The 22,270-nt window shown below is 68.6% G+C and carries 19 protein-coding genes; 13 read left to right on the forward strand and 6 right to left on the reverse strand.

The window, feature by feature from the left end:
- The first annotated feature begins 45 nt into the window (after positions 1-45).
- The 9 genes from D6850_RS02995 (at position 46) to D6850_RS03035 (ending at position 11,907) form a co-directional block, all read left to right on the forward strand.
- Positions 46-1,482: a Glu/Leu/Phe/Val family dehydrogenase gene (locus D6850_RS02995; protein WP_121163630.1), complete on the forward strand. Its 1,437-nt coding sequence runs from the start codon at positions 46-48 to the stop codon at positions 1,480-1,482.
- 128 nt (positions 1,483-1,610) lie between these two features.
- The gene (locus tag D6850_RS03000; RefSeq protein WP_121163632.1) at positions 1,611-2,864 is read left to right on the forward strand and encodes a sarcosine oxidase subunit beta family protein; all 1,254 of its coding nucleotides are present in this window, start codon (positions 1,611-1,613) and stop codon (positions 2,862-2,864) included.
- Between the two features lie 59 nt (positions 2,865-2,923).
- Entirely contained in the window at positions 2,924-3,196 is a 273-nt protein-coding gene (locus D6850_RS03005) for a sarcosine oxidase subunit delta (protein ID WP_121163634.1), read from the forward strand.
- Positions 3,193-6,117, forward strand: a complete 2,925-nt coding sequence (locus D6850_RS03010) for a sarcosine oxidase subunit alpha family protein (RefSeq protein WP_121163636.1) — start codon at positions 3,193-3,195, stop codon at positions 6,115-6,117. The genes D6850_RS03005 and D6850_RS03010 overlap by 4 nt, the downstream gene beginning before the upstream one ends.
- Positions 6,110-6,661, forward strand: coding sequence for a sarcosine oxidase subunit gamma (locus tag D6850_RS03015; RefSeq protein WP_121163638.1), 552 nt, complete (start codon positions 6,110-6,112; stop codon positions 6,659-6,661). The genes D6850_RS03010 and D6850_RS03015 overlap by 8 nt, the downstream gene beginning before the upstream one ends.
- Before the next feature lie 43 nt (positions 6,662-6,704).
- Complete coding sequence (locus D6850_RS03020; protein ID WP_121163640.1) at positions 6,705-7,004, forward strand: DNA primase; 300 nt, start codon at positions 6,705-6,707, stop codon at positions 7,002-7,004.
- A gap of 74 nt (positions 7,005-7,078) precedes the next feature.
- On the forward strand, positions 7,079-9,022 hold the full coding sequence (gene dnaG / locus D6850_RS03025; protein WP_121163642.1) for a DNA primase: 1,944 nt from the start codon (positions 7,079-7,081) through the stop codon (positions 9,020-9,022).
- Between the two features lie 119 nt (positions 9,023-9,141).
- Complete coding sequence (gene rpoD, locus D6850_RS03030) at positions 9,142-11,130, forward strand: RNA polymerase sigma factor RpoD (protein ID WP_121163644.1); 1,989 nt, start codon at positions 9,142-9,144, stop codon at positions 11,128-11,130.
- Positions 11,131-11,241: 111 nt separating this feature from the next.
- Entirely contained in the window at positions 11,242-11,907 is a 666-nt protein-coding gene (locus D6850_RS03035) for a VPLPA-CTERM sorting domain-containing protein (RefSeq protein WP_121163646.1), read from the forward strand.
- 177 nt (positions 11,908-12,084) lie between these two features.
- Here the strand turns inward: D6850_RS03035 and D6850_RS03040 are convergent, their stop codons facing one another.
- The gene (locus tag D6850_RS03040) at positions 12,085-12,288 is read right to left on the reverse strand and encodes a dodecin family protein (RefSeq protein ID WP_121163648.1); all 204 of its coding nucleotides are present in this window, start codon (positions 12,286-12,288) and stop codon (positions 12,085-12,087) included.
- Positions 12,289-12,425: 137 nt separating this feature from the next.
- Here D6850_RS03040 and D6850_RS03045 point away from each other — a divergent pair, with 137 nt between their 5' ends.
- The 3 genes from D6850_RS03045 to ribD all read left to right on the forward strand — a co-directional run bounded on the left by D6850_RS03045 (position 12,426) and on the right by ribD (position 14,547).
- Positions 12,426-12,827 carry a secondary thiamine-phosphate synthase enzyme YjbQ gene (locus D6850_RS03045; RefSeq protein WP_121163650.1) on the forward strand — a complete coding sequence of 134 codons (402 nt, stop codon included), beginning with the start codon at positions 12,426-12,428 and terminating at the stop codon, positions 12,825-12,827.
- 149 nt (positions 12,828-12,976) lie between these two features.
- Positions 12,977-13,456 (forward strand): transcriptional regulator NrdR, encoded by a 480-nt coding sequence (gene nrdR / locus D6850_RS03050; protein ID WP_121163652.1) that lies wholly within the window; start codon positions 12,977-12,979, stop codon positions 13,454-13,456.
- On the forward strand, positions 13,453-14,547 hold the full coding sequence (gene ribD / locus D6850_RS03055; RefSeq protein ID WP_342769522.1) for a bifunctional diaminohydroxyphosphoribosylaminopyrimidine deaminase/5-amino-6-(5-phosphoribosylamino)uracil reductase RibD: 1,095 nt from the start codon (positions 13,453-13,455) through the stop codon (positions 14,545-14,547). The genes nrdR and ribD overlap by 4 nt, the downstream gene beginning before the upstream one ends.
- Positions 14,548-14,592: 45 nt before the next feature.
- Here ribD and D6850_RS03060 read toward each other — a convergent pair whose 3' ends face one another.
- The 3 genes from D6850_RS03060 to D6850_RS03070 form a co-directional block, all read right to left on the reverse strand.
- Positions 14,593-16,611, reverse strand: coding sequence for a capsular polysaccharide biosynthesis protein (locus D6850_RS03060; protein WP_121163654.1), 2,019 nt, complete (start codon positions 16,609-16,611; stop codon positions 14,593-14,595).
- Positions 16,611-17,705, reverse strand: a complete 1,095-nt coding sequence (locus D6850_RS03065) for a polysaccharide biosynthesis/export family protein (RefSeq protein ID WP_121163656.1) — start codon at positions 17,703-17,705, stop codon at positions 16,611-16,613. The genes D6850_RS03060 and D6850_RS03065 overlap by 1 nt, the downstream gene beginning before the upstream one ends.
- A 149-nt stretch (positions 17,706-17,854) precedes the next feature.
- Positions 17,855-19,147, reverse strand: a complete 1,293-nt coding sequence (locus D6850_RS03070; protein ID WP_121163658.1) for a capsule biosynthesis protein — start codon at positions 19,145-19,147, stop codon at positions 17,855-17,857.
- Positions 19,148-19,277: 130 nt separating this feature from the next.
- Here D6850_RS03070 and D6850_RS03075 point away from each other — a divergent pair, with 130 nt between their 5' ends.
- Positions 19,278-19,865 carry a riboflavin synthase gene (locus tag D6850_RS03075; protein ID WP_121163661.1) on the forward strand — a complete coding sequence of 196 codons (588 nt, stop codon included), beginning with the start codon at positions 19,278-19,280 and terminating at the stop codon, positions 19,863-19,865.
- 73 nt (positions 19,866-19,938) lie between these two features.
- Here D6850_RS03075 and D6850_RS03080 read toward each other — a convergent pair whose 3' ends face one another.
- Together D6850_RS03080 and D6850_RS03085 are read right to left on the reverse strand one after the other, a co-directional pair.
- Positions 19,939-20,562 (reverse strand): DUF3726 domain-containing protein, encoded by a 624-nt coding sequence (locus tag D6850_RS03080; RefSeq protein WP_121163663.1) that lies wholly within the window; start codon positions 20,560-20,562, stop codon positions 19,939-19,941.
- Entirely contained in the window at positions 20,559-22,256 is a 1,698-nt protein-coding gene (locus D6850_RS03085; RefSeq protein WP_121163665.1) for a hypothetical protein, read from the reverse strand. The genes D6850_RS03080 and D6850_RS03085 overlap by 4 nt, the downstream gene beginning before the upstream one ends.
- Between the last annotated feature and the right edge of the window lie 14 nt (positions 22,257-22,270).

The raw sequence follows: 22,270 nt of genomic DNA on the forward strand, positions 1-22,270 counted from the left end.
CACCGATGTCCGGGGACAGACGGACGGAATTCATGGAGGGATGACATGACCGCAGCCAACTTCAAGGAACCCAGTTTCCGCGAGAGCGTCGATCTGATGTTCAACCGCGCGGTTGCGCTCATGGACCTCGCGCCGGGGCTAGAGGAAAAGATCCGCGTCTGCAACGCCACCTACACGGTGCGCTTCGGCGTGCGCCTGCGCGGGCAGATCCATACGTTTACCGGCTACCGCAGCGTGCATTCCGAACATATGGAGCCCGTGAAGGGCGGCATCCGCTACGCGCTCGCCGTCAACCAGGACGAGGTCGAGGCGCTGGCGGCGCTGATGACCTACAAATGCGCCCTGGTCGAGGCGCCCTTCGGCGGCTCCAAGGGCGGCCTGTGCATCAACCCGCGCGATTGGGACGAGGACGAGCTCGAGCGCATCACCCGCCGCTTCGCCTTCGAGCTGATCAAGCGCGACCTGATCCACCCCAGCCAGAACGTCCCGGCGCCCGACATGGGCACCGGCGAACGCGAGATGGCCTGGATCGCGGACCAGTACAAGCGCATGAACACCACCGACATCAACAGCCGCGCCTGCGTCACCGGCAAGCCGGTCAACGCCGGCGGCATCCAGGGCCGGACCGAGGCCACGGGCCGCGGCGTGCAGTATTCGCTTCAGGAATTCTTCCGCCACCCCGAGGATATCAAGACCGCCGGCCTGAAGGGCGCGCTGGACGGCAAGCGGGTGATCGTGCAGGGCCTCGGCAACGTGGGCTATCACGCGGCCAAGTTCCTCAGAGAAGAGGACGGCTGCCTGATCACCGGCATCATCGAGCACGACGGCGCGCTGACCAGCGACAAGGGGCTCGACGTGGAGGCCGTGAAGAACTGGATCATCCAGCACGGCGGCGTGAAGGGCTATCCCGACGGAACCTATGTCGAGAATGGCGCGGCCGTGCTCGAGGCCGACTGCGACATCCTGATCCCCGCCGCGATGGAAGGGGTGATCAACCTCGGCAACGCCGCCAATATCAAGGCGCCGCTCATCATCGAGGCCGCGAACGGCCCGACCACGGCGGGCGCTGATGAAATCCTGCGCGAAAAGGGCTGCGTCATCATTCCCGACATGTTCGCGAACGCCGGTGGCGTGACCGTGTCCTATTTTGAATGGGTCAAGAACCTCAGCCATATCCGGTTTGGCCGGATGGGGCGACGCCAGGAAGAGGCGCGCCACAAGCTGGTGGTGGACGAACTCGAGCGGCTCAGCGCCGACAAGGAACTCGGCTGGACGATCAGCCCCGACTTCAAGCAGCGCTACCTGCGCGGCGCGGGCGAACTTGAGCTGGTGCGCTCTGGCCTCGACGACACCATGCGCGCGGCGTACCAGTCCATGCGCGAGGTCTGGCACACCCGCGATGACGTAAGCGACCTGCGCACCGCGGCCTATCTCGTCTCCATCGGCAAGGTCGCGGCAAGCTACCGCGCGCTGGGCCTCTGATCCCGCGGCGCTGACGCCGCCGGGCGCCTCTCACCCTCCTCGGCCATGCGCGCGGATCATGCGCTTGGGCCATTGCCTTTTCGCGCGCGGCGCTGTTACGTCTCCGCGCGAATCTAGGGAGACATGCGATGCGCTTTTCCGGCTGGCGCGTTCTGCGCGAGGGGCTGACCGGCAACAGGGGCTGGCGTCCGCATTGGCGCGACGCCGCGCCCAAATCCGAATATGACGTGGTCATAATCGGCGGCGGCGGGCATGGCCTCGCCACCGCCTATTACCTGGCCAAGAACCACGGGATCGCCAATGTCGCCGTGCTTGAAAAGGGCTATCTCGGCGGCGGCAATGTCGGGCGCAACACCACCATCGTGCGCGCCAACTACATGATGCCCGGCAACTCGGAATTCTACAGCCACTCGCTGCGGCTGTGGGAAGGGCTCGAGGCCGATCTGAACTACAACGTCATGCATTCGCAACGCGGTCAGATCGTGCTGTTTCATTCCGACGGTCAGCGCGACGCGGGCGCGCGCCGCGGCAACGCAATGATAAACCAGGGTGACGACGCCGAACTGCTGAGCCGGGCGGACCTGCGCCGGATGGTCCCCTATCTGGACTACGACAACGCGCGCTTTCCGATCTATGGCGGGCTGCTGCAACGCCGCGCCGGCACCGCGCGCCACGACGCGGTCGCCTGGGGCTACGCGCGCGGGGCGAGCGAACGCGGCGTCGACATCATCCAGAACTGCGAGGTGACCGGCATCGACACCAAAGGCGGCGCCGTGACCGGCGTGCAGACCACGCGCGGCGCCATCCGGGCGCGCAAGGTGGCGATCATCGTCGCCGGTCGCTCCTCCCAGGTGGCGGCGATGGCGGGGATGCGCCTGCCGATCGAGAGCCACATCCTCCAGGCCTTCGTGACCGAGGGGCTGAAACCCTGCATCGACCATGTCATCAGCTTCGGCATGGGGCATTTCTACATCAGCCAGTCTGACAAGGGCGGGCTGGTTTTTGGCGGCGATCTGGACATGTACGCCTCCTACGCGGCGCGCGGCAACCTGCCGATGGTCGAACACGTGATGGAGGCGGGGATGACGCTGATGCCGATGATCGGCAAGGCGCGCGTGCTGCGCAGCTGGGGCGGGATCATGGACATGACGCCCGACGGCTCGCCCATCATCGACCGCACCCATATCGAGGGGCTCTACCTCGATGCGGGCTGGTGCTATGGCGGGTTCAAGGCGGTGCCGGGGTCGGGCTTCTCGATGGCGCATCTGGTGGCGACCGACCGCCATCACCCGCCGGCGGCGCGCTACCGGCTCGACCGGTTCCGCACCGGGCGCGGGCTGATGGACGAAGAAGGCACCGGCAGTCAACACAATCTGCATTGAGGCGCATGACGTGAGGGCGGAAGTTTGAGTATTTTCGGAACATTGAAAGCGGGGCTTGCATGAGGATCACCTGTCCGATCTGCGGGCCGCGCGACCGGCGCGAGTTCTACTACCAGGGCGCGGCCGTGGCGATCGAGCGGCCCGCGCCGGACGCGGGCGCGGAGGTCTGGGACGACTACCTGCACAACCGCGACAACCCGGCGGGGGAAACCCGCGACCTCTGGTATCACGAAAGCGGCTGCGCGGCCTGGATCGTGGTCACGCGCGACACCAACACGCACGAGGTCATGGGCGCGGAACTCGCAGACGACGCAAAGGCGGAGCGGCCATGAGGATCGCCGGCAAGGGCCTGATCGACCGCGCGCGCCCGGTGGGCTTCCGCTTTGACGGGCATCGCTACGAGGGGTTCGCGGGCGACACGCTGGCCTCCGCCCTTCTGGCCAACGGCATCCGCGTCATGGGCCGGTCGTTCAAGTATCACCGCCCCCGCGGCGTGCTGAGCGCGGGTTCCGAGGAGCCGAACGCGCTGGTGACCACCGGCCTTGGCCCCGCGCAGGAACCCAACGTGCGCGCCACCACGCTCGAACTGCACGAGGGGCTGATGGCGCGCAGCCAGAACCGCTGGCCCTCGCTTGGCTGGGACGCGCTGGCGGTCAACGATCTTTTCGCGCCCTTCCTCGGGGCGGGGTTCTATTACAAGACCTTCATGTGGCCGCGCCGGTTCTGGGAACGGGTCTATGAGCCGGTGATCCGGCGCGCCGCCGGCCTCGGCGCGCTCTCGGGCGAAGCGGTGACACAGAAATACGAACGCGCGTGGGCGCATTGCGACCTGCTGGTGATCGGCGCGGGTCCGGCCGGGCTGATGGCCGCGCGCACCGCGGCCGAGGCGGGTGCTGACGTGATCCTCGTTGACGAGGACACCGTCTGCGGCGGGCGGCTCAACGCCGAGCGGCTCGAGGTGGACGGGCGGCCCGGCGCCGAGTGGGCCGCCGCGATGGCCGCCGATCTCGCCGCGCGGCCCAACGTGCGGATCATGACCCGCACCACGGTGACCGGCGCGTATGACGGCGGCGTCTATGGCGCGCTGGAGCGGTTGGCGCATGACGTGGCGATGCGTCCCGGCGCGCCGCTGGAATGCTTCTGGCGGATCAACGCGCGCGCCGCGGTGCTGGCGGCGGGCGCGCTGGAGCGGCCCGTGGCGTTCGCCAACAACGACCGCCCCGGCGTCATGACCGCAGGCGCGGTGCGCGCCTATCTGAACCGCTGGCGCGTGGCGCCGGGGCGCAACGTGGCGGTGTTCGGCAATACCGACGACGCGCATCGCACGGCGGCGGACCTGGTCGCGGCGGGCGTGCATGTGAGCGCGCTGATCGACGCGCGCCCCCACGCGCGCTGCGATCTCGACGTGCCGTTCTACGCGGGCGCGCAGGTCTGCAACGCGCAAGGGCGGCATGGCCTTGAAGCGATCAGCATCGCGCGCGCTTCCGGGATCGAGAAGGTGCAGGCCGATTGCCTCGCGATGTCGGGGGGCTGGAACCCGACGCTGCACCTGACCTGCCACATGAACGGGCGCCCCGCCTGGAACCCGGACATCGCCGCCTTCGTGCCGCGCGACGGCGCGATACCCGGCATGGTGACGGCGGGCGCCTGCCGCGGCGATTTCTCGACCCGCGCCTGCCTCGAAGGAGGCGCGCGGGCGGCGGCGCAGGCGCTGGAGACGCTGGGGCTGAAGGCGCCCGAAGCCGACATCCCGAAGGCCGAGGACAGCGCCTATGACATCGCCCCGCTCTGGGCGGTGCCGGGCAAGGGACGCGCCTGGCTTGATTTCCAGAACGACGTGACGGTGAAGGACGTCAAGCAGGCCGCGGTCGAGAATTTCCGCTCGGTCGAGCATATGAAGCGCTACACCACGCAGGGCATGGCGACCGACCAGGGCAAGAATTCCAACGTCGCCGCGCTGGCTGTGCTGGCCGACGCCACCGGGCGCGGCATCCCCGAGACCGGCACGACCACCTTCCGTCCGCCCTACAGTCCCGTCGCCATCGCCGCGATGGGGGCGGGGGCGCAGGGCAAGGGCTTTGCGCCCGAGCGGTTCACCACCAGCCACGCCGCCAGCGTCGCACGCGGCGCGCCGATGATCGAGGCGGGGCTGTGGTACCGGCCGAGCTACTTCCCGAAACCGGGTGAAACGCATTGGCGCCAGTCCTGCGATCGCGAGGTCGGATATGTGCGCGGGGCGGTCGGCATCGCGGATGTCTCCACCCTCGGCAAGATCGATATCCAGGGTAGGGACGCGGGCGCGTTCCTCGATTATGTCTATACAAATACCTTCTCCACGCTGAAGGTCGGGCGGGTGCGTTACGGCCTCATGCTGCGCGAGGACGGGTTCGTCATGGATGACGGCACCTGCGCGCGGCTGGGCGAGGAACACTACCTCATGACGACCACCACGGCGGCGGCGGGACAGGTGATGCGGCACCTGGAATTCGTGCACCAGTGCCTTGCGCCGAAGATGGACGTGCGGTTCATTTCGGTCACCGAGCAATGGGCTCAGTTCGCCGTCGCCGGACCGAAATCGCGCGCGCTGCTGGATGACCTGCTGGATGCGCCGGTCGGGGACATGCCCTTCATGGGTTGCGGCGAGGTGACCGTTGGCGGGGTGGCCGCGCGGCTGTTCCGTATCTCGTTCTCCGGCGAGCACGCCTATGAATTGGCGGTCCCGGCGCGATATGGCGACGCGCTCTTTCGCGAGTTGGCGGCGCGTGCCGAGGGCCTCGGCGGCGGGCCTTACGGGATGGAGGCGCTCAACGTGCTGCGCATCGAGAAGGGCTTCATCACCCATGCGGAGATTCACGGCCGCGTCACCGCGGACGACATCGGCATGGGGCGGATGATCTCGGCCAAGAAGGACTGCATCGGCAAGACGATGGCCGCGCGGCCCGGCCTGAGCGAGCCGGGACGAGAGCAACTGGTCGGGCTGAAACCCGTGGGCGCGGTCAAGGAGCTGACCGCCGGCGCGCATCTCTTCGAGCAGGACGCGCAGGCGGTGTCGGCCAATGATCTGGGCTATCTCACCTCGGTCGGGTTCTCGCCCACGTTCGGGCGTTTCCTCGGGTTGGGATTCCTGCGCGACGGGCGCGAACGGCATGGAGAGGTGCTGCGCGCGGTGGATCACCTGCGCCAGACGGAAACGCTGGTCGAGGTGCAGGACCCGGTGCAATTCGACGCGGACGGAGGGCGCACACGTGATTGAGCTGACAGCCAGGACGCCCTTTGATGGGCTGCTGCCGATCGAGGCGGGCGCGCTGCGCCTGTCCGAAGCGGCGCCCGCGCGGATGACTTCGCTTGCGCCCTACCGGGGGCGGGACAAGGCGTTGTCGGAGGCGCTGAAAGCGGCGCACGGCATGGCGTTCCCGGCCCCCAACCGCGCGACGGGCCGGGAAGGCGCGCGCGCCGTGTGGTTCGGACAGCGCATGGCGTTGCTGATCGGGCCGGAGCCGGACGCGGGGCTGACGGAGTTCGCGGCCCTCACCGATCAGTCGGACGCCTGGGCGGTGGCGCGCCTCGAGGGGGAGGGCGCGGCTGAGGCGCTGGCGCGGCTGGCGCCGCTCGACCTGCGCGAAGGCGCGTTCAAGCGCGGGCACACCGCGCGCACGGAGCTTGGGCACATGCATGCGTCGCTCACGCGGATCAGCGGCGAATCGTGGCGGATCATGGTCTTCCGCGCCTTTGCGCGGACCCTCGCGCATGAGATGCGCGAGGCGATGCAGAGCGTTGCGGCCCGCGCCGGTGTCTGACAGGGTGCGCGCCCGAACCCCCACTCACCACAGGGAAACATACATGCAACGCATTTTCGCCCTCGCCCTGGCCGCGCTCGTCCTGCCGGGCGGCGCGCTGGCCGACAAGGCCGCCGACTGCGCCGCCACCACCGGCATCGTCGCCGACGCCGTGAATGAGCGCAGCGGCGGCAACACCCAGCAGGGCGCGATCGACGTCCTTACCTCGGATGAGGGCGGTATTGAAGAGAAATACGCGCCCGCCGTGCCGATGCTGGTCGAATGGGTCTATACGCTGCCCGAGGATCAACTGAACGACGCGGTCGCCGAGTCGTTCAGCGAAGCCTGCCTCGCGCACGATTGAGCGCGGTCAAAACCTGTGGGTAATTCGCGCGTCGCCCTTGGCGGCGCGGCGTCCTTGGCGCATATAGTAACGGTATGAGCCTGCCCCCCGGATTCCTCGACGAGCTGCGCACGCGCACCTCCCTGGCCGACGTGGTCGGGCGCAAGGTGATGTGGGACAATCGCAAGTCGAATCCGGGCAAGGGCGACATGTGGGCCCCGTGCCCCTTCCACCACGAAAAGACGGCGAGCTTTCACGTCGATGACCGCAAGGGGTTCTATTACTGCTTTGGCTGCCACGCCAAGGGCGACGCCATCGGCTTCGTGCGCGAAACCGAGAACGTGGAGTTCATGGAGGCGGTGCGCATCCTCGCCAGCGAGGCGGGGATGCAGATCCCCGAACGCGATCCCCAGGCGCAGCAGAAGGCGGACCGGCGCACGCAACTGATCGAGGTGATGGAGCAGGCGGTCAGGTATTTCCGCCTCATGCTGAATTCCGGCGCGGGGGCGGGCGCGCGCGACTACCTCGACCGGCGCGGGCTGGACGAGGCGACGCGCGACCGCTTCGGCATCGGTTTTGCGCCTGCCGGCTGGCAGAACCTGTGGGACCACCTGACCGGCAAGGGCGTCGCGCCCGACCTTGTCATGGGTTGCGGGCTGGCCAAGCCCAGCAACAAGGGCGGCAAGCCCTATGACGTGTTCCGCAACCGCATCATGTTCCCGATCCTGGATGCGCGCGGGCGTTGCATCGCCTTCGGCGGGCGGGCGATGGATCCGGACGAGAACGCGAAATACCTCAACTCGCCCCAGACCGAGCTTTTCGACAAGTCCCGCGTGCTCTACAACTTTGCGTCCGCGCGCGAGGCGGCCGGAAAGGGCGCGCCGCTGATCGCCGCCGAGGGCTACATGGACGTGATCGCGCTCGCGCAGGCGGGCTTTGGCGCGGCGGTCGCGCCGCTGGGCACCGCGGTGACGGAGGCGCAACTGCAACTGCTGTGGCGCGTCGCGGACGAGCCGGTGATGGCGATGGACGGCGACCGCGCCGGATTGCAGGCCGCGCACCGGGTGATCGATCTCGCGCTGCCGCTGCTCATGGCGGGCAAGTCGCTGCGCTTTGCGCTGATGCCCGAGGGCAAGGACCCGGACGACATCCTGCGCGCCGAGGGGCGCGGCGCGGTGCAGAAGCTGATCGAGGGCGCGCTGCCGATGGTGGACCTGCTCTGGCGGCGCGAGACCGAGGACCGCGTCTTTGACAGCCCCGAGCGCAAGGCCGCGCTCGAGAAGGCGTTGCGCGACAAGGTGGCGCTGATCGCGGACCCGACGGTGCGGGGGCATTACGAACGCGCGGTCCGGGACCTGCTCTGGACCCATCTTTCGCCGCGCCGCGCGGCGAAGGGCGGGGCCAAGGCCCGCAAGTGGGGCGCGCCCGACCCGGCCAGCGCCAGCGCCAAGGCGTCGCTGTTGGCCGCAACGGGCGAAAGCGGCGCGATCCGGATGCGCGAGGCGGTGATCCTCGCCGCGCTGATCTCGACCCCCGGGATCTGCGCCGAGTTCGAGGGGCCGCTCGAGGATCTCGAATGCCAGGACAGCCTGCACGCGCGGCTGCGCGACCTGCTGCTGCACCACGCGGCGGACGGGGCCGAGGCGCTCAATGCCGAGATCGGGCGCACGGTGGGCGCCGACGCCCTTGAAAAGCTGCTGTGCCTGCCCCATGTCGCCATCACGCCCCCCGTGCGACACCCCGGCGACGCCGAGATCGCGCAGATGACCGTGGCCGAGGAACTGGCCAAGATCGCGGCGATCCGTGGTCTCAGGGCCGAAATCGCGGATGCGGCGGAGGATGTGCAGGGGATGGCGGACGAGGCTGTCACGTGGCGGCTGGGACAGGCCGCCGAGGCCCGCAACCGCGCGCTGCGCAGTCAGCAGGAGGACAAGGCCGAATACGATCTGGCCGAGAATGGGGCGCGAATCAACCGCGGAGAACGTGAGGAGTTTGACGCGCTGCTGGACAGGATTACCTTCACCAAAACGCGCCGTTAAGGTCACTTGGTGAAGAAAAGGTAAGGAAAACAGGGTAAACGGGTTGCGAATCACCTCGCGAACAGGATGATTCGCGCACCCGGCGAATCATCGCCCCCGCCGCCGCTCAGGAGATGTGCATGGCCGCCAAAGACGCTGACGACCGCAAGCCGGACAACCAGGACGCCGAGATTTCGCTCGATATGAGCCAGGCGGCGATCAAGAAGATGATCGGCGAGGCGCGGGAGAAGGGGTTCATCACCTACGAACAGCTCAACACCGTCCTGCCCCCCGATCAGGTGAATTCCGAACAGATCGAGGATGTGATGTCGATGCTTTCCGAAATGGGCATCAACATCATCGAGGCCGACGAGGTCGAGGAAGAAGAACAGAAATCCACCGCGCTCGCCGAGACCGGCAAGCGGGGCGAGATCGTGCTCGGCTCGGGCAAGGAGGAGAAGCTCGACCGCACGGATGATCCCGTGCGCATGTACCTGCGCGAGATGGGCAGCGTGGAGCTGCTCAGCCGCGAGGGCGAGATCGCCATCGCCAAGCGGATCGAGGCGGGGCGCAACACCATGATCGCGGGCCTGTGCGAAAGCCCGCTGACCTTCCAGGCGATCACCATCTGGCGCGACGAACTGCTGGGCGAGGACATCCTGCTGCGCGACGTGATCGATCTCGAGACGACGTTCTCGGGGCAGATGGGGGAAGACGCCGAGGGCGTGGTCGAGGCGGCCAACGTGACGACGCCGCCTTCCTCGGGCAAGCCCGGGGGCGACGGCGGCCAAGAGCTTGACGCCGACGGCAACCCGATCGCGGGTGACGACGACGATGACGACGATGACGACCAGGCGAACATGAGCCTCGCGGCGATGGAAGCCGCGCTGAAACCCGCCGTGCTGGAGACGCTCGACCGGATCGCGGACGACTACGCCAAGCTGAGCGAGATGCAGGACAGCCGCATCTCCGCCACGCTGAACGAGGACGGCTCGTTCACCAGGAAACAGGAAACGACCTATCAGGAACTGCGCGCCGAGATCGTCGAGCTGGTCAATTCGCTGCACCTGCACAACAACCGGATCGACGCGCTGATCGACCAGCTTTACGGCATCAACCAGCGGATCATGATGATCGACGGCGCGATGGTCAAACTCGCCGATCAGGCGCGCATCAACCGGCGCGAATTCGTCGACGAATATCGCGGCCGCGAACTCGATCCCACCTGGCTCGACGACATGGCGAAGAAATCCGGGCGCGGCTGGCAGGCCTTCATGGAGCGCAGCCCCGAGAAGGTGGCCGAACTGCGCGCCGACATGGCGCAGGTCGGGCAGTATGTCGGGCTCGACATTCCCGAGTTTCGCCGCATCGTGAGCCAGGTCCAGAAGGGCGAGAGCGAGGCCCGCATGGCCAAGAAGGAGATGGTCGAAGCCAACCTGCGGCTCGTCATTTCCATCGCCAAGAAATACACCAACCGCGGGTTGCAGTTCCTCGATCTCATCCAGGAAGGCAACATCGGGCTGATGAAGGCGGTCGACAAGTTCGAGTATCGCCGCGGCTACAAGTTCAGCACCTACGCGACCTGGTGGATCCGCCAGGCGATCACGCGCTCCATCGCGGACCAGGCGCGCACAATCCGCATTCCCGTCCACATGATCGAGACCATCAACAAGCTGGTGCGCACCGGCCGCCAGATGCTGCACGAGATCGGCCGCGAACCCACGCCCGAGGAGCTGGCCGAAAAGCTGCAGATGCCGCTCGAGAAGGTCCGCAAGGTGATGAAGATCGCCAAGGAGCCGATCAGCCTCGAAACCCCCATCGGCGACGAGGAAGACAGCCAGCTCGGCGATTTCATCGAGGACAAGAACGCGGTTCTGCCGCTGGACAGCGCCATTCAGGACAACCTCAAGGAAACCACGACGCGGGTTCTGTCCTCGCTCACCCCGCGCGAGGAGCGGGTGCTGCGGATGCGCTTCGGCATCGGGATGAACACCGATCACACGCTCGAAGAGGTCGGCCAGCAGTTCAGCGTGACGCGCGAGCGGATCCGCCAGATCGAGGCCAAGGCGTTGCGCAAGCTGAAGCATCCCAGCCGGTCGCGCAAGCTGCGGTCGTTTCTCGATCAGTAACATCGGAAAACAGGTGTCCCGGTCGGGCGGCGCGCCCATGATGCAGGAACGATGCGGCCCCGTATTGAATCCCCCGCGGCCTCTTGACAGACGCCAACCCGCGTCATACCCATGATGGAGTGGTACCGTGTATGTAAAGGGGAAGTCATGAAACGGTTGAGTTTTGCCGCTGCTTTGGCAGGGGCTTTGTTTGTGTCGGGGGCTGCGTCCGCATCGACCCTGATTTACGATCAGACGCTGATACCGAACAGCAGTTCGAATTCGACGACATTCTTCGACGATGACAACGATTTCAGCGAATCCTGGGATTTTTCGGGCGTTGCCTATACCGCCATCGACCGGTTCGAACTGACGCTCGAGGTGTCGGGCGCCGCAGATGAATCGGGCTGGTTCTTTGGGCATCCGAAAGAGGACTGGAAGATTCGCGTCCAGGGATCGCAAAGCGGCCCGAGCTCGAATCCGGTCAACGTGAACGACGACCTGTTCGACGATATCGCCGACGGGACCAACACCTACACGATCAACGCGGCAAGCGACGCGGGATCGGTGGATGTGTTCGCGCATTCCGTGGCCACCGGCAATTTCACGCTCTGGCTGGCCGAGGAAACGTCCGATGTCTTGCTCCCGAATCCCAGCATCACCGTTTCCAGCGCCAACCTGAAGGTCTATGGCGACGTCGCGCCGGTCCCGCTGCCCGCGGGCGCGCCGCTGCTGCTGGCGGGCCTGGGCGGCCTGGCGCTGCTGCGCCGGCGTCGCAAGGCCGCGCCGAAAGCCTGAGACTGCATAGCGACATGTTGTAGGGAAAGGCGGACTTATCTGTCCGCCTTTCCTGCGTTTCGGGGCGCGCACGGCTTCTGTGAGGCGCGGCAAGAATCAGGCCACGGAACGCGTGAGCGAAAAAGGGCCGCGCGGCCAAGCGGCCCTTGCCCGTGGCCAATCGCGACCAGCGAAAGGTCAGTCGTCGAGCACGAAGGTCACCGCGAGGTTGACGCGGTAATGAACGATCTTGTCGTTCTCGACCTTCACATGCTGATCCTTGACCCAGGCGCTGGTCATCCCCCGCAGGGTCTTGGCGGCGCGCTCGATGCCGACCTTCACGGCGTCGTCAAAGCTCTTGTCCGAGGTCGATGAAATTTCGGTTACACGTGCGACAGTCATTCTCTTGCTCCCTTTCCTTGGGTTGCGGATACCGGGGAAACGGGGCAGGCCGGGGTGATGTTCCATCGCGCGGCGCGATGCGCGCGGAACCGCGGGCGGGGGCCGCGGTTGGAGCGGCAGCGGGAAAGGAGACCGCCATGCAATTCGAGATCGAGATCGCGACGCGCGGGCAGGGGCTCTATGAATTCACCGAGCAGCTGCACGACCGGGTGAGCGGCGAGGGGCTGCTTACACTGTTCGTGCGGCACACGTCCTGTTCGCTGCTCATCCAGGAGAACGCCGACCCGGACGTGCAGACCGACCTCCTCGCGTTCTTCGCGCGGCTGGCGCCGCCGGCGACGGACAGCCGGATGCGCTATCTGCGGCATGTGAGCGAAGGGCCCGACGACATGCCCGCGCATATCAAGGCGGCGCTGCTTCCGGTGAACCTCGCGATCCCGGTGCGCGACGGGCGGCTGCGGCTGGGCCGCTGGCAGGGGGTCTATCTCTTCGAGCATCGCGACGCGCCCCACCGCAGGCGCGTGGCCGGCCATATGTGAGCGCCGCGTTCGTGGGCGAAATGCCCCGATCCGCATCTTGCGGCTCGAAATTCGCGCTACCCAAAACCTTGCGGCTTCCCTATAGTGGGTGTGGATAAACGGGCGCGAGACCCACGAACCAGAGGCAGAGAAGAGAAGGGGACAGGCCGATGCGCTGCCCGTTTTGCGGAAATATCGAAACGCAGGTCAAGGATTCACGGCCCGCCGAGGAGCATGTGTCGATCCGGCGGCGGCGATTCTGCCCAGGCTGCGGCGGGCGGTTCACGACTTACGAGCGCGTTCAGCTGCGTGACCTCGTGGTGGTCAAATCCAACGGGCGACGCGAGGATTTCGACCGGGACAAGCTGGAACGCTCGATCCGCATCGCGCTTCAGAAGCGCCCGGTGGAGCCCGAGCGCGTGGAGCAGATGATTTCGGGCATCGTGCGCCGGCTCGAGAGCATGGGCGAGACGGATATCCCCTCCAAGACCGTGGGCGAGATCGTGATGGAGAGCCTCGCGCGGATCGACACCGTGGCCTATGTTCGCTTCGCCAGCGTTTACAAGAACTTCCAGGCGGCGGACGATTTCGACAAGTTCGTGAGCGAATTGCGTCCCGACGCCGCCGCCGAGGACAAGCAGGGCGCGTGAGCGACACCGACATCCGCCACATGCGCACGGCCCTGATGCTCGGCCGGCGCGGACAGGGGCGGGCCTGGCCCAACCCGGCGGTCGGGTGCGTGATCGTGCGCGCGGGCCGCGTTGTCGGGCGCGGCTGGACCGCGCCGGGCGGGCGGCCTCATGCGGAGGCGCGCGCGCTCGCGCAGGCGGGGACGGCGGCGCGGGGCGCGACAGCCTATGTCACGCTCGAGCCTTGCGCGCATCACGGACAGACGCCGCCCTGCGCCGAGGCGCTGATCAAAGCGGGGATCGCGCGCGTCGTGGCCCCCTTCGATGACAACGATCCGCGGGTTTCGGGGCGCGGTTTCTCCATGCTGCGCGCCGCCGGAATCGCGGTCGACACCGGCGTGATGGCCGACGAGGCCGGGCGCGACCTCGGCGGGTTTCTCTGCCGCAACGAGCAGGGGCGCCCGGAGATCACGCTGAAGCTCGCCACCTCGTTTGACGGGCGCATCGCCACCGCGGGCGGGCAGAGCCGCTGGATCACCGGAGAGGCGGCGCGGCGCGCGGTGCACGGGCTGCGCGCGCGCCACGACGCGGTGATGGTGGGGGCGGGCACGGCGCGCGCCGACGACCCGAGCCTGACGGTGCGCGGCATGGGCGCAGCGCAGCAGCCGGTGCGCGTCGTCGTCTCGCGCCATCTCGGCATTCCGTTGATGTCGCAACTGGCGCGCTCGGCGCGCGAGACGCCGGTCTGGCTGTGCCACGGGACGGACGCCGATCCCGCGCTGATCGAAGCGTGGGAGGGGGTTGGCGCGCGGCTGCTGCCCTGCGCCGTCACCGAACGGCAGCTCGATATCGGCTCGGTCGCGCAGGCGCTCGGGGCGGCGGGGCTGACGCGGGTGTTCTGCGAAGGCGGCGGCGCGCTCGCGGCGTCGCTGCTGGGCGCGGGGCTGGTGGATCGACTGGTCGGGTTCACAGCCGGGCTGGCCATCGGGGCCGAGGGGCTGCCGGGCATCGGCGCGCTGGGCGTCGCGCGTCTGGACGAGGCGCCGCGTTTCGCGCTTGAGCGGGTCGCGCCGGTGGGCGGGGATGCGATGCATGTCTGGCGGCGCGTCTGAGCCGGGCGTTGGACTTCGGTAGTTCCACCGGGAAATAGCAGGGGGTCAGCGCCAGAGATCGGCGCGGCTCGCGAACAGCCCCTGGAGCTTGGCCAGCGCGCGGTTGGCCGGGCCGCGCCGCGAGAGCCGCCCCGAGGCGAGGCGGTCGATGGCGGCCTCCACCGGGCAGGGCCGGCCGGTCACGGGGTCGACATAGCGCGGATAGTCGATCAGCGCGGCATGGACGAGTCCGGCGAGGTCGAGGCGCGCGCTGCGTCGGGCGGGAACGCGGCCGAGATCGGTGGTGAGGCCCCAGCCCGCGTAGAAGGGCGCGCCGGTGGTGGTGACGCGCGCCCCGCGCAGCAGCGCCTCGAATCCCATGAGCGACGTCATGGTCCAGAGCTCGTCGACCTGGCCCAACAGTAGCGCGGGGTCGGTATGCGGCAGCACCATGTCGGCAAGTTCGGCGAGCGTATCCGGCGCGACGGCGCCGCGGCGCAGACCGGCCTCCACGTCCGGGTGGGGTTTGTAGAGGATGATGGCGTCCGGGTTGGCGGCGCGCGCGGCGCGCAGCAGCGCCGCGTTGGTCGCGATCTCGCCCGCGCCGAGGCGGATGGAGGCGTCATCCTCGACCTGGCCGGGCACTAGGATGCGGCGGCCCGGTGGCAGGTCTGGCGCCGCGCCGCCGAGGTTGTACTTGCTGAGGCCAAGCGAGACCACGCTGGCGATCAGCGCCTCGGCGCGGGCGCGCTGGTCGGGACGCAGCTTGGCGCGGCGCGCGATCCAGTGCTCGAGGTCGCTGGGGCGGGTCGGATCAAAATAGATGCCGCGCCTGTCGCAGACGAGGCTGAGCGGCGGGACCAGATCGGCGCCGAGCCCGCGCGAACGCAGGAAGCCGTCCTCGACGCGCACCGCCCCCTTTGGCGCGTCCTTGGAGCGGCCCGCCCAGACCATGTCGCGGCGCGGCGGGACGGCGGGGCGGGCGAAGGCAAGCCGCGCGTGGCGCCCGAAGAAACGTTGCAGCGGGCGGCGTTTCCACAGGCGCATCCCGTGCGCGTTCCAGCCATGCCGGTCCTCGCGCCAGGCGCGTGTTTCGGCCTCGAGGATGGCGATCGCATCCTCGAGTTCGCACAGGCGGTCGCGGAACGGGTCGTACCAGACCGGGTGCAGGATCATCGCGGCGGCGAAGAGCTGCGCGCGGCTCAGGCTGCGGCCCCGCCGCGGCAGGCCGAAGGGATGGCGATCCTCGGTCAGCCCCCAGCCGGCGTAGAAGGGCTGGCCGAAGACCTGCGGGCGGTGGCCGGCGTGGATCGCCTCGAAGCCGAGCTGCGAAGAGACGGTATAGACCGCCACGGCCCCGCTCAGCAGCGCCCAGGGGCTGACCGGGTCCGACAGGAGCGAGATGCGCCCGCTGGCGTCATTCGCGCCGAAATAGCCCGCGCGATGGCCGGCGGCGGTTTCGGGATGGGTCTTGATGACGACGCGCGCGCCAGGGTTTTCCGCCTGCGCGTAATAGAGCATCTCGCGGAAGGTGTTGGCGTCGGCCCCGCCGTAAGCGACGCTCGCGTCGCCGCGGGTCTGGTCGATCACCAGCACATAGCCCGGCTCGGGGCAGGGGGCGCGCGCGTCAAAGGCGTTATACTTGCTCAGGTGCGCCTCTTGCAGGCGGGCGATGGCGCCGCGCGCGCGATCCATGAGCGCGGTGTCGTCGAGCGGGTGGGTCGCCAGCAGCGTCTCCAGGTCCGAGGGCGCGGAGGCGTCGAAATGCACGCCGGTGCGGTCGATCATCAGCCCGAGCGGCGGCTCTCCGGCGCGGCCCGGATGGAGCGAGCGCAGGAACGCGTCCTCGACCCGCAAGAGATCCGCGCCGCTGCGCCGCGCCGCCGCCTCGCCGCGCGCGGCGTAGGGGCTGCGGCCCCAGACCGCGACGAGATCGTCCGCGCCGGGCCACCCGAGGCGCAGGTCGTAACCTGCAAGCGCGAGGATCCGCCGGATACGGCGCTGGCGCAGGAAACCGAGGTTGAAATGGAAAACCCGCCGGCGCGCATCGGCGTCGGCGGGCTGTTCCGTGCCCGGCGGGGGCATCAGCCGCCGCCGAGCGCCGTCGATGCCGAATCCACCGTGGCGACCGCGCCGAGCGTGCCGGTGAGCGCGCCGATGACCTTGCTCCACTGGGCGAAGGGCGCTTCGGTCACGTAGATCGTGTCCTGGTCGCGCACCGAGAAATCGCGCGCCATGAACATGCCGTTGGGCTTCGTGAGGTCGAGCACGTAGATCATTCGCTGGTCGCCGACGAGATCGTCGCGCCCGAGCACCTGGTTGGCGATCTCGGCCGGCTCGTTGCGCAGGACGAACACGCCCGTCGGGTCCGACGTGGCCGAGACAAGGCCGCCGACGGTGGCGATCGCCTCGATCGCGCTCAGCGTCTGGGTCTCGAAGGTGACGCGGCTTTGCGCGCCGGTGGCGCCGAGCGCGGTGAAGGAACGGGTGTCCTGCTCCACGAGGATGCGGTCGCCGCCGCGCAGGGCGATGTCGAACTCGGGATGCTTGTAGAGGTCCTGGAACCACACCTTGGAGCGCTGGTCGCCGCGGATCACGGTGATCTGCGCCACTTCGGCGGGGATGACGATGCCGCCCGCCGCCGAGAGCATCGCCGAGAGCGTGCGGGTGGGGCGCTCGATCGGGTAGACGCCCTGCGCGCCGACCGAACCCATCAGCGACACGGTGGAGCCGTCGCCGGCCAGCCGGCGCACCTGCACCTGCGGGTCCGGCGTCTGTTCGTCGAGCTTGGAGGTGATGATCTGGCGGATGCGTTCGGGCGTGTTGCCCGCGGCGCGGATGCGCCCGGCATAGGGCACGAAGATGAAGCCGCTGCCGTCGACCTGCACCTCTTCGAGGACCGTCTGGTTGAGGCCTTCGCCCGCGAGCAGCCCGTCATCGACGTTTTCCCAGATCGTCAGCCCGAGCGTGTCGCCCGGACGGATCGTGTCCGAGCCGAGCCGCCCGGCGTTCCTGAACGCGCTGGAAAAGCCGAGCGCGGGCTGCACCGCCGTGGCGCGCGTGACGCGGTCGTTGACCGACACGACAAAGGCGTCGCCCGAGCGCTGGACCGAGCCGGCATAGATCTGCCGCTTGCTCGGGCCGACCTGGGGAAGAACGCCGCAGGACGCCACGAGCATGGCGATAGTCAAGAGCGCGACGGATCGCGCCCATGGGGTTCGATGGATTTTCACTGCCCGGTCTCCTCGACCTTGTGTTTTTTCTGCCTCGGTTTTTTTCGACGTTACCCGAGTTCAGGTCACAAATCCAGCGGGATGGCCCGCGATCCTCATGTCACGGCATGTAACTGTTGCCGCGGGGCCGCGGTGCCGGATCTGAGCGCCTCGTAGGGGTCGTCCTTGCTCAGCATCATGTCGACCGCCTGGCGCAGCACCTGGCGGCGCCCCTGCGTGGAGTAGAAACCGCCGGCAATCTGGCTTGTTTCCAGCAGGTAACGGCGATAATCGCGATAGGCGCGGCGGTCCGGCCGCTCGGGTCCGGCGAAGAAATCGGCCAGCGGCTTGGTCGAGACGAACTCGGGCTTGGCGTAGACCGCCTCGCCGAAGGTTCTGAGCGGGATTCCGCGCCACAGCACCTGTTGCGCGGCGGTGGAGTTGACCGTGACCGCGCTGCGCGCCTCGTCCAGAAGCTGCGCGAGCTTGCCGCCGCGCACGTAATGCACCCGGTCCGGGACGCCGTAATGGCGCGCGAGGCGGCGCAGGTCGCGCCTGAGGGGCGCGCGCCCGTCCTCCAGCGGATGCGCCTTCACCACGAGGTGGTGATGCGTCGGCGCGCCGCGCGCGAAGCCGCCGATCACGGTGTCGAGGAATTCCGACATCGTTTCGAACGGCGAATGCTCCTGGAAACTGCTGTCATGTTCGAGTTGTAACAGCGCCAGGTGATAGGGAAACCCGCCATGCCGGATGCGCCATGTCGCCACCCGCCGGTCGATCGCCTGGATTGGCATCAGCAGCAGGCGGCGGACATACAGCAAGAATTCCTTGCGCACGCCGATGGCGCGGTGCGGGCGGAAATTGCGGTAGCCGCGATTGGCGAGCAGGACGCAGCCGTGATAGACCGCGCCGTAGAAGACGTGGTGGCGCATGTCGCCCCAGCTGGCCGGGGGCAGCGCGCTGTCCATGTCCGACAGTTCAAGGTCGGCGCGCATGTCCTTGACGGACATGGTCATCAGCCGCGAGTGGCCATTGCTGCCGCCGCGTTCATAGGTCACCCAGTAGGGGCGCAGGTAGCCTTCCTCGAAGACATGCACGCCAAGGCCGGCGTCGCGCGCGATCCGCACCGCCTGCGCGTGGATCGGGCGGGTGTCGCCATAGAGCACGATGTCGGTGACGCCCTTTTCCGCGATGAGACGCGTGAAGGCCCCCGCCCAGTCATCCGGCGCGTCGCGAAAGGGGATGTAGCTCTGCCGTTCGGGCCAGAACAGCCGGTCGCCCGCGTTGAAGCCGACGCGCCACACATCCGCGCCCGCCCGGCGCAACATGCGCGCCAGCCTTGCGAAGAACGGTCCGTGCGGGCCTTGCAGGAACAGGAACACACGGGAAGCGCCTCTCGGATCGGTCATCGTTCCCTTTCTTGCCCTTCTGTCTGAAAAAGCGGTTAACGCGCGATCTTGGCGAAAGTAAGACCCGCGGCTTGTCTTGGGCAAGCAGGGCGGGTTACTTGGCGGGGACGGCCGGCAAGGGGGCGAGGACATGTTCACCGGAATCATCACCGACCAGGGCGAATTGCGCGCTCTTGAGCAGCATGGCGATCTGCGCGCGCGCATCGGCTGCGGCTATGACACGTCGACCATCGATATCGGCGCCTCCATCGCCTGTGACGGGGTGTGCCTCACGGCGGTGGCGCTGGGCCCGGACTGGTTCGAGGTCGAGATTTCCGCCGAGACCGTGTCGAAGACCAACCTGGACCGCTGGCGCGAGGGGCGTCGCGTCAACCTCGAACGCGCGCTGAAGGTCGGGGACGAGCTTGGCGGGCATATCGTGTCGGGCCATGTGGATGGCGTCGCCGAGGTGATCGCGCTCGGCGGCGAAGGCGACAGCGCCCGCGTCTCCCTGCGCGCGCCCGCGCCGCTCGCGCGGTTCATCGCGCCGAAGGGATCGGTCGCGCTTAACGGGACATCGCTCACCGTGAACGAGGTGGAAGGGCGCGAGTTCGGCGTCAACATCATCCCGCATACGCAGGAGGTGACGACCTGGGGCGACATCTCCGTCGGCGACGCCGTCAACCTCGAGATCGACATGATGGCCCGCTACGTCGCACGGCTGCGCGAGGTCGGGTAACCCGGTCCTTCCTTCTTCTTGCACGGAAATATCCCCGCCGGAGGCGCCCGCGGCCTGCGGGGCGCATTGCGTTTCAGTCGTTGTCCGACAGCCCCGCGCCCGCGCCCGCGATGCGGCGCGCGTCGGTTTCCGGGGCGTAGGTCCGCTGGGCGAGCGCGGTGAGCGCGGCCGCCGTCTCTGGCGGGACGTCGTAGCGCAGCGCGCAGGCGAGCGGCGGCAGCTCACCGCCCTGGCCCGCGCCGACCGTCACGTCCACCGCGAGCGCAGCGGCGCCCTCGACGCGGCCCCGCGCCTGGTCCGAGAAGGCAAAAGCCGCGCCCGCCCAGCCGAGCCGCACGGGCGCGCCCGTCTGCGCCGCGATCCCGGCGACGAAGGGCGCGAGCAGCAGCGGCTGCACCACCCCGCGCAGCACCATGCCCGACCCCTCGACCACTTCGTGCGCGCGGTCGCAGAGCGCGGCGCCGGCGGTCAGCGGGCAGAGCGCGCCGGCGCCCGCGCGCCACTCCGCCCCGTCGACGTAGAGCGCGGCGAGCGGGCCGATCCCCAGGCGCAGCGCGAGCGCCTCGGGGCCGGGGAGGCCGACGCTCGCCAGCCAGCGCACGGCGCGGCCCGCCTCTTCGGCCATGCCCCAGTCGAAGCCCGCGCCGCGCGCCGCCTTGCGCGCCAGCCCGTCGATCTCGCTCATCGACCAGCTCATGGCGCGACGTCCACGCGTGGGTAGGTCCAGTCATCCGCGTCGTCATCGGTCAAATCAGCCGGGAAGGGCGCGTGCTGATACATGTTGATCCGCACCCAGCGATCCGAGCGCGGGTCGAAATGGCAGGCCCCGAAGAAGCTGAGCTTGGCGCGCAGCATGTCGATGGGCAGCAGGCCCGCGCCGATGGTGTTGTCGCGGATCTCGGCATAGGGCAGGCGGGCGGCGATCTGGGCGCGGCGGATCATGTGGCGGTGCTGCGGGTGGCGCAGCGCGAACCCGGCGACCGTGCGCGCGTCCGAATGGATGAGGTCGGCATACATCCGCGCCGCGTCCCGCCCCGGGCAGAGCGGTTGCTCAAAGGGTGCGATCGGCTCGGCGTGGCGTTCGCCGAGGCGGGGCTCGAGCTTGGCCTCGGAGACATACCAGACGCGCGCCTGCGCTTCGGGGTCGGCCCAGTCGATGCCGAGCGCCCAGCCATAGACCTCGCGCGTGATCTCGGCCAGCCGCCCGGTCTCCATCGCGCCATCGATGCGCCAATGCGCCGCCTCGTCCACCGCCATGCCGGGGCCGAGATCGTCGATCAGGTCGCCGTAGGACTCCAGCATCAGCGACGCCAGCTGTTCCTGCCCCTCGAGCCCGAGCGCGCCCTCGGCCCAGAGCCAGAGCCGGTTCCACGGCATGTCCGAGGTGAGATCCGCGCCCTTGAGATGCGTCGAGAGCGTTTCGAGATCGCCGCGCAGCTCGGTGAGCTTCCTGATCTGCACGGGATGCGCGCTGTCCCATTCGGTGGCGTGGGCGCGCGCGCGCATGACGAACTGGCGAAACGTGTCGCCCGCCGCGCGCGTGGCGGTCGGCAGGCTGCGCACGCGCGCCAGCGCGGTTTCGCGCGCAGCGATCCAGGAATGCAGAAGCGCGGGATGCGTGAGCAGGAAGGGCGCCATGCCCAGCCCGGTGGAATTGCCGATGCCGAAGCGGCGGCGCAGGGCCGGTTCGAGCGGCACGGCCGTGTCGGGGCTGCGCATCCGCGCCATGTGCTCGACCAGGTCCATCACGAAGGCGCGGATGAGAAAGACGTTCAGCATCTCGACCTGGAAGGGGGCGGCGAACTCAGCACGCTCGCAGGTCGCCTCGCGGTCGGCCGCGCCGAACTTGCCCGAGCCGTAGACGGCTGTGGTGCGCATGAGGTAGCCCACGTCGCGCACCTTTTCCGCGTCGGGCTGTTCGCCCGCCGCGAGCGCCGCGACCACGTGTTCCCAGAGCCGCACGGAGCGGTTGGCGCGGCTCAGCGACAATTCGCGTTCCGAGACGCGCCCCGCCTCCTGCAAGGGCACGTTCCGCGCGAGCCGCTCGAGATCGTCGGCGCCGGGGATGCCGTCGAAAAGAGTGAATGTCGCATCCCAGCGGGTGGCGATCACCCGGTCCGAGCGCATCTCGGGCGGCAGGTCATGGGCGAAGGCCACGAGGCTGTAACTGTGCGCGGGGCCGTGCATCGTGTAGACCGCGCGGCCCACGCCGCCTGCATCGATGTCGAACAGCGTCACTTCGAAGCGCCAGTTCTCGGCCTTGAGCCGACGCAGGAGCTGACGCATGAAAGACAGGCGGCACTGGTGGAACGACCCCATCCGGGCGAGTGTCATCACGGTGTCGGGCGGGCGCGGGGCGACGGGCGGCGTCTCTCGGGCTTCGTTCTGCATCTGCCGGTCCTCCC

This window comes from Roseovarius spongiae (assembly GCF_003651245.1).
GTDB classification, from domain to species: Bacteria; Pseudomonadota; Alphaproteobacteria; order Rhodobacterales; family Rhodobacteraceae; genus Roseovarius; species Roseovarius spongiae.